At 45.3% G+C, this 6372-nt stretch carries 8 protein-coding genes and 1 pseudogene; 6 read left to right on the forward strand and 3 right to left on the reverse strand.

Going from position 1 to position 6372, the window contains the following annotated elements:
• The 5 genes and pseudogenes from QT987_RS10770 to QT987_RS10790 form a co-directional block, all read left to right on the forward strand.
• Window positions 1-223 (forward strand): hypothetical protein (locus QT987_RS10770; RefSeq protein ID WP_333239656.1); only part of this gene is annotated, 223 nt, incomplete at its 5' end.
• A 94-nt stretch (window positions 224-317) separates the two neighbouring features.
• Window positions 318-524, forward strand: a complete 207-nt coding sequence (locus tag QT987_RS10775) for a glycogen debranching protein (protein WP_333038077.1) — start codon at window positions 318-320, stop codon at window positions 522-524.
• A gap of 374 nt (window positions 525-898) precedes the next feature.
• Complete coding sequence (locus QT987_RS10780) at window positions 899-1894, forward strand: AEC family transporter (RefSeq protein WP_333239658.1); 996 nt, start codon at window positions 899-901, stop codon at window positions 1892-1894.
• Between the two features lie 74 nt (window positions 1895-1968).
• Window positions 1969-2094: pseudogene (locus QT987_RS10785) on the forward strand (Uma2 family endonuclease); the annotation flags it as partial.
• Between the two features lie 188 nt (window positions 2095-2282).
• Window positions 2283-2696 carry a nuclear transport factor 2 family protein gene (locus QT987_RS10790; protein WP_333239660.1) on the forward strand — a complete coding sequence of 138 codons (414 nt, stop codon included), beginning with the start codon at window positions 2283-2285 and terminating at the stop codon, window positions 2694-2696.
• Between the two features lie 489 nt (window positions 2697-3185).
• On the opposite strand, the gene QT987_RS10795 is transcribed toward QT987_RS10790, so the two are convergent.
• From QT987_RS10795 to QT987_RS10805, 3 genes are all read right to left on the reverse strand, one after another.
• Window positions 3186-3854, reverse strand: coding sequence for a 2OG-Fe dioxygenase family protein (locus QT987_RS10795; RefSeq protein ID WP_333139431.1), 669 nt, complete (start codon window positions 3852-3854; stop codon window positions 3186-3188).
• Window positions 3855-4049: 195 nt separating this feature from the next.
• Window positions 4050-4814, reverse strand: a complete 765-nt coding sequence (locus QT987_RS10800) for an aldolase/citrate lyase family protein (RefSeq protein ID WP_333239662.1) — start codon at window positions 4812-4814, stop codon at window positions 4050-4052.
• Between the two features lie 88 nt (window positions 4815-4902).
• A complete protein-coding gene (locus QT987_RS10805; protein ID WP_333239746.1) occupies window positions 4903-5331 on the reverse strand; it encodes a hypothetical protein in 429 nt (142 codons plus the stop codon).
• Between the two features lie 245 nt (window positions 5332-5576).
• On the opposite strand from QT987_RS10805, the gene QT987_RS10810 reads away from it, so the two are divergent.
• On the forward strand, window positions 5577-6372 hold a 796-nt coding region (locus QT987_RS10810), incomplete at its 3' end, for an FAD-dependent oxidoreductase (protein WP_333239664.1).

Raw genomic sequence — 6372 nt, forward strand, 5'->3', positions numbered from 1 at the left:
TGTGGAACAGGCATCTTGCCTGTGTGTGGAACAGGCATCTTGCCTGTGTGTGGAACAGGCATCTTGCCTGTGTGTGGAACAGGCATCTTGCCTGTGTGTGGCACAGGCATCTTGCCTGTGTGTGGCACAGGCATCTTGCCTGTGTGTGGCACAGGCATCTTGCCTGTATGTGGAACAGGCATCTTGCCTGTATGTGGAACAGGCATCTTGCCTGTTAAGCTAAAATGCCGCACTGGGGTTAATTAATACCTACCTAATTAATTGACAAAAATATAGGAAAATTTAGATAAGAGTTAAGTTAATTGGGAGAGTAGATCGTGATTATTTGGGTAAACGAGCAAATCGATCCGTCGGGCATTCTTTATTCTTGCATTGCTTGTTGCGATGAGACTCAAGCGAAGGATTGCCACGAATCTTTTGAGAAGAATTTGACGGCAGAGCAAAAACAGCAGGGCTGGGTTGCTACTTTGCGGACTGTTAGTTCTTGGGATGAGGTGCCTGTTAATGCTTTGAAATTGAATTAATGAGTGCAAGTCATCAGCAGCTTTAGTCTCCCCCTGTTTCCGTTCGCTTGAAACGGCAGGAAAACGTGGGAAATCTGTTCGTCCAAGGTAAGATAGCTCGATCGCACACTTGTGAAATTAACAGAAGTTTTGTGAATCTGAAGGCAAAAACCTGCCATCATTTGGCGCGGAGAATCTGAGGATTGTGCCCTGGAAGCTGCGGGAATTTGGGCGGAAATTTTCGGGCTGGCACTGCTGCGAACACGCTAGGACGAAAAAGCGTGCCAGTGCGGTCCTTTTCGAGGGCTCCGCTAACGACAATTTGCATTTTTTAAACTGATTTTAGCATTACTATTAATAGATAGAGGCATTTCCAATTGTCTAGTTAAATTTTTATGATTGAAACCTTATTTCACGCTTATACGCCTCTAGTTATCTGGACGGGCTTGGGACTGCTGCTGTTTCGGTACATCCCAGTTAATTTTCCCAAGCTGCTGAGCTACTTTCTTTTCTGGATTGGGATACCGCTGCAAATTCTAGTTTTAGCCCGTCACAGCGAATTTTCTGGTGCTGTGGGATTCACACCGGCGATCGCCATATTCGTGTTATTTCTGAGTACGAGTTTTGCTTGGCTGACTTGGGTATTATTGCGTAGGCTGAGTGCGGCCCACATCCAAAAGCCCTATTTTCAGGGCAAAAATTCTCTAGTAAATTTATTTTTAGTAAATTTTAATTCCCTGAAGCGATCGAGCGAAGGGAGTTTTATCCTAGCTGCGATGTTAGGGAATACGGGCTTTGTTGGATTAGCAATCACCCCGTCTATCATCAGCACCGATAACAGCAACTGGGCTGTCTTGTACAGCGTCACTAACAACGTTATTGGCACTTATTGTTTCGGTGTATTTATTGCTAGCTATTTTGGGAACTCCGAGCAAAAAAATCACTGGTGGACTCAGATCCGGGACGTGCTGACAGTTCCCGCCCTGTGGGCTTTTTTAATTGGTTTTTATACTAGAAACATCCCCCTGCCCGAAATAGTGGAATCGGGATTGCAGACTGCTGTTTGGGTGGTAATTGCCAGTGCTTTGCTGCTGGTTGGCATCCGGCTGAGGTCTATTAAGAAATGGGAAAGTTTTGAACTAGCGTTAATCCCGTCGCTGTTAAAAGTAGTAATTGTGCCGGTGCTGATCGGGTTGGGTGCTAGTTATTTCGGATTGAGCGGCGATCCGAGGTTCGTGTTGGTGTTGATGTCGGGAACGCCCACAGCTCTTTCTGTGCTGATTTTAGCAGAAGTCTACGAGCTCGATCGCGATTTGTTAGCTAGTAGCATCGCCATCACTTCTGTCGGGTTGCTGTTGATGCTTCCCTTGTGGTTAGCTGGGTTTAGTTAATATTAGCTGGAGTCTACAATCGGCTGGATCTAAAATTTCGCAGTAGAATAAACAATAACTGTACGGAAAAGACGATGAACGAGACAATAACTGCTAGAAGTCGGCCTCGTACATTCCCCGACTATGCCCAACTGCCAGACTCCAACGGTACGTTTGTGAAAAATTTTTACGAGCATCCCCAGAGCATCATTCTGGCAGATTGGATGTTTTGGGATTTGCTAGCCGTAATGGAGAGCAAGAGCGCGATTGTACTCCGTTGGCTGTAGTTAGCGACTGCGAGCAATGGGAATCGATCCCGATGCTGAGGATTGATATCAAATTCCCCAAACTCTCTCTGTAGCGCGAGCATCCCGCACCCGATCTTTTATAATCACAAAAAACCAAGCTGATGGAAACTAAACCGCCTCTACCGCCCTTTACGTTGGAAACGGCTAAAGCCAAAGTTCAAGCTGCTGAAGATGCCTGGAATACCCGCGATCCCGAACGAGTAGCCTTAGCTTATACGGAAGATTCTCAGTGGCGAAACCGTGCCGAATTCTTCAGCGGACGGGAAGAAATCAAGGCTTTTTTAAGACGAAAATGGGCAAAGGAATTAGATTATCGTTTAAAGAAAGAACTGTGGAGTTTTACAGACAATCGGATTTCTGTTCGATTTGAGTATGAGTGGCACGATGATGCTGGCTACTGGTATCGCGCCTATGGTAATGAACAGTGGGAATTTGCCGAAAATGGGTTAATGCGAAGACGTGAAGCTAGCATTAATGATGTTCCGATTCAAGAGTCTGAACGGAAGTTTCGATAAGATTTATCTGTGAGTTGTTAGACGCATAAACCGGGTTTATTAGGAAAATACGCAGGTTTGTAGTCAGGACTTGAGTCATGATTGACTAAGGAATGAGAATTAAATAACTTAGAATGCGTGATGGTTCTTGTGGGATGGGCGTCCCGCCCGTCCAGAAAGGGCGGGCGGGACGCCCAACCCACAAACTTGTGTAAATTATTTAATTCGCGATCCTAAACGCCAGAAAGAGGACTAAAGTCCTCACTACGAACGAAAGGTTTGTAGTAAGGACTTGAGTCATGATTAGAACTCTTGCAAAAATACAAAGCACCATACCCCAACCCTCCTCTTTAATCAGGGGAAGAGGCAAGATTATTCTTGTTTCCCCCCTTAATAAGGGGGGACTAAGGGGGGTGAATTTGACTTTTGCAAGAACTCTATTGATTAAACGCCAGAGAGAGGAGTAAAGCCCTCACTACGAACGAAAGACGCGCAATTGCTCAACTTTCCTCAATCGGTAAGCAAACTCGGAGAAGTCAGCACAAAGACATCCCTGGTTCCCACTCCTTCAGATTCCGGTTTAATCGGCGTAGTAAAGTGGAAAAACTCATGGTCGTTAACTAGCAGCAATTCTCCCGGATGCAGAATTTTATTAAAAACAGGCTTCTCTTTTTTAGCCAAGTACAAATGCGTTTCCCCGCCTACAATATTAGTTCTGTCCACCGAGAAAATCCCGATAAAGTCAGTACCGTCTTGGTGAATGCCTTCCGGTGCGGGGTTGCCGAAATTGTTTGGCGAACAAGTCGTCCTGATTTGATGGATGCCGATTTCAGCTTCCGGGTGAATTTTGCAGGAATCGAAAAAAGCAAAAATCATCTGTTTGAAATTATCGAGGGCGATTAGTCGATCGTCCAATTCGGCAAATTCCCGCCTGATATCACCCACTAGCGGATTGTATGTTTTGCTTTGATACAAATAGCCGTGAGGTAACTTAACTAACTCATTTCCGTTGACTGCAAACCGCGATAATCTTCTCGAACGATACTTACCTTTCACATACGGATCGACAGGCATATCGTCAAAAAATTCCTTGAAACCTTCTAGCTTAATCGAGTTTACTTTTTTGAAAGTAAACATGAAGGCATAATCCAAATGAATGGATTCTAATACGGTTTTCATAGATTTTACTCCCTGAAGCCTTGCTCCCCTCCCTAATTTTGCCTGGAGGAGGTGTATGCTTCTACTCTAGCGCAGGTTTTTTGTATGTGTCGTAAAAGACACTACAAAAATTGCAAAGATATCGTAAAGCTTGCAAAATGAATCCGGTGGCTGGTTCTTCTTTTAATCCAAAATCCAAAATCCAAAATCTAAAATCTAAAATCGATTGACGGCTTTCACCAGCGACTGACAGGCCCGCAGGAAAACGGCAACATCGACCCCAAGTGTGACGTACTGAACGCCAGCATCAATCCACTGCTGGGCGATTTCGGGGTTTTCGGCAAAAGTACCGGCGGCTTTGCCTGCTTTGCGGATGGTTTGCACTGCCTCCTGCATCATGTCGATGACGCGGGGATCGCGGACTTGGCCGGGAATGCCGATCGACTGTGACAAATCGTAAGGCCCTAGAAAAATCACGTCCACCTCTGGCACAGTAACAATTTCTGCCAGGTTGTCGATGCCGCCTTTGCCTTCGACATGAATCACAACTAAGGATTCTTCGTTGAGTCGATCGGTGATATTTGTACCTGCGGCGGTGTAAAGTCCGGCCCGCGTAGCGAAGGAAAGGCCTCGCGTACCCAGAGGACTGTATTTAGCGCTTTTGACAGCGGTTTCGGCATCGATTTTGCTTTCAATTTGAGGTACTTGAACCCCTGCACTGCCGATGTCGAGAGCTCGTTGAATTTGTGGCCCGTCGTTTTTGCTGACGCGAACAATCGGTGCAATTCCGGTACAGTCGGCGGCGCGACACAAATCTTCAGCAGCAAGCGGGTGCAGGGGGCCGTGTTCCATGTCGATGACGGCAAAATCAAATCCAGCGTGACCGCAGATTTCTATGAATGCGGGATAAGGGCAGTTCATAAATAAACCGAGGACTGTTTCGCCTTGTTTAATTTTTTGTTTCAGTTGGTTTTGACGCATAAATTTGGAGTTTTTTAACTGGGGGGAATGCCGATGAACCCAGATTATTTTTAATAATACAGCTACACTATTGCAGTTATAAATTACTTTATGTTAAGAGAATAGACAAAAATTTTATAGCTGCTTTTGCTTCTATCTTAAAGGGAATCAAGCACAAAAGCCAGCCAAAAAGAAACATTCCTAAAATTGGTAAAAATATGGCTCCCACGGATGGTTCGACTAACCAAGCAAATAAAGAAAACATTCCAATACTGCCCGTTGTCCACAGCCAAAGAATCAGAAATCCTAGAACTATTTTATGTAAAGTCATCCTAATTTTTATATAACAACCAAACTTTTGAGGATGTATATCTCCTTGTATAATTGGGATCAATGACTTGCGACCGATGATGATGCGATTGATTTTGAATTTTTTGCCAGAGATTGTTCCTTCATAGGGTTTTGCAGGTGGCGGGCCAAAGGGTAGTGTTACTCTAAAAAGTTTGGGAGGAGTGACAACTTCCTCCAACCGGGACACAACTTCCGAAAAAGTTAAACTGGTAGTAATTGTTAAACTCTCAAACGGAATAAATAACCTAAAAAATTTGACTATCTTGAGCATAATGTTCATCCGGCTGTTCAATAGTTGTTGCTGGTATTAATGCCTCTTCTCTAAAAAAGTTTTCCCTGACAACAGCGCGAAATACCAGTATACTGCAAAATAAACATTTAGATGGGATGAGTGTTTTTCGCGCTATGTCAAAATTAATTCCACAATCTCCGATGAAACTTCGACAGTATCTATTGGTGCTCAAAGGTCGATCGATCCTTAGCCTCACCCTGGGCATAATTTCCGCGATAGGGAGCATTTCGCCAGTATTTGCCGAACCTGGGCGTAATCCAGACAATGCAGAAACTTGCGACATTCTAGTAGCAGGCGGCGGGCTCGCAGGCGCTGCTACCGCTTACGAAGGTTTGCTGGCGGGGCGCACAGTTTGCCTGACTGAAATTACTGACTGGGTAGGCGGTCAAATTTCCTCCCAGGGAACTTCCGCACTCGATGAAAGAGATACTCAGCGATCGCTCTTATTTTACCCCCGTGGCTACCTCGAATTGCGGCGGCGGATCGAGCAACATTACGGGCGGCTAAATCCCGGAGGCTGTTGGGTTAGCTATTCGTGTTTCATGCCCTACGACGGTCACAAAATTCTATTTAACATCTTGCAGGATGCCGCTAGAAAAGGCAAAGGCACGCTGAAGTGGTTTCCCAATACAGTTATTAAAGAACTAGCAATTACTCCTGCTGTCGCGGGGAATGCGGTTGGGGGCCAACAAATTAAAAGTGCGATCGCCATTCAACACAAACCAGCCGCCAACACCCCGCCAATCAACAGCGAAACTCTTTCTCAGACTATCGAAGATGCCTATCGCTACGAAAATTCTGCACGATTTAACAAAACTATTATTCGGTTTATTCCTAAAGCATCTGGAACCCCCCCTAACCCCCCCTTGCCAAGGGGGGGGAATTCCACCAGTTCCCCCCCTTTACAAGGGGAGAATTCCACCAGTTCCCCCCCTT

Origin of the sequence: Microcoleus sp. SVA1B4, assembly GCF_036700545.1 — a bacterium.
GTDB lineage: Bacteria > Cyanobacteriota > Cyanobacteriia > Cyanobacteriales > Microcoleaceae > Microcoleus.

Bases quoted from the DNA above. Each gene is read 5' to 3' on its own strand.
- QT987_RS10780 (WP_333239658.1), top strand. From the start codon at position 899: ATGATTGAAACCTTATTTCACGCTTATACGCCTCTAGTTATCTGGACG.
- QT987_RS10790 (WP_333239660.1), top strand. From the start codon at position 2,283: ATGGAAACTAAACCGCCTCTACCGCCCTTTACGTTGGAAACGGCTAAA.
- QT987_RS10795 (WP_333139431.1), bottom strand. From the start codon at position 3,854: ATGAAAACCGTATTAGAATCCATTCATTTGGATTATGCCTTCATGTTT.
- QT987_RS10800 (WP_333239662.1), bottom strand. From the start codon at position 4,814: ATGCGTCAAAACCAACTGAAACAAAAAATTAAACAAGGCGAAACAGTC.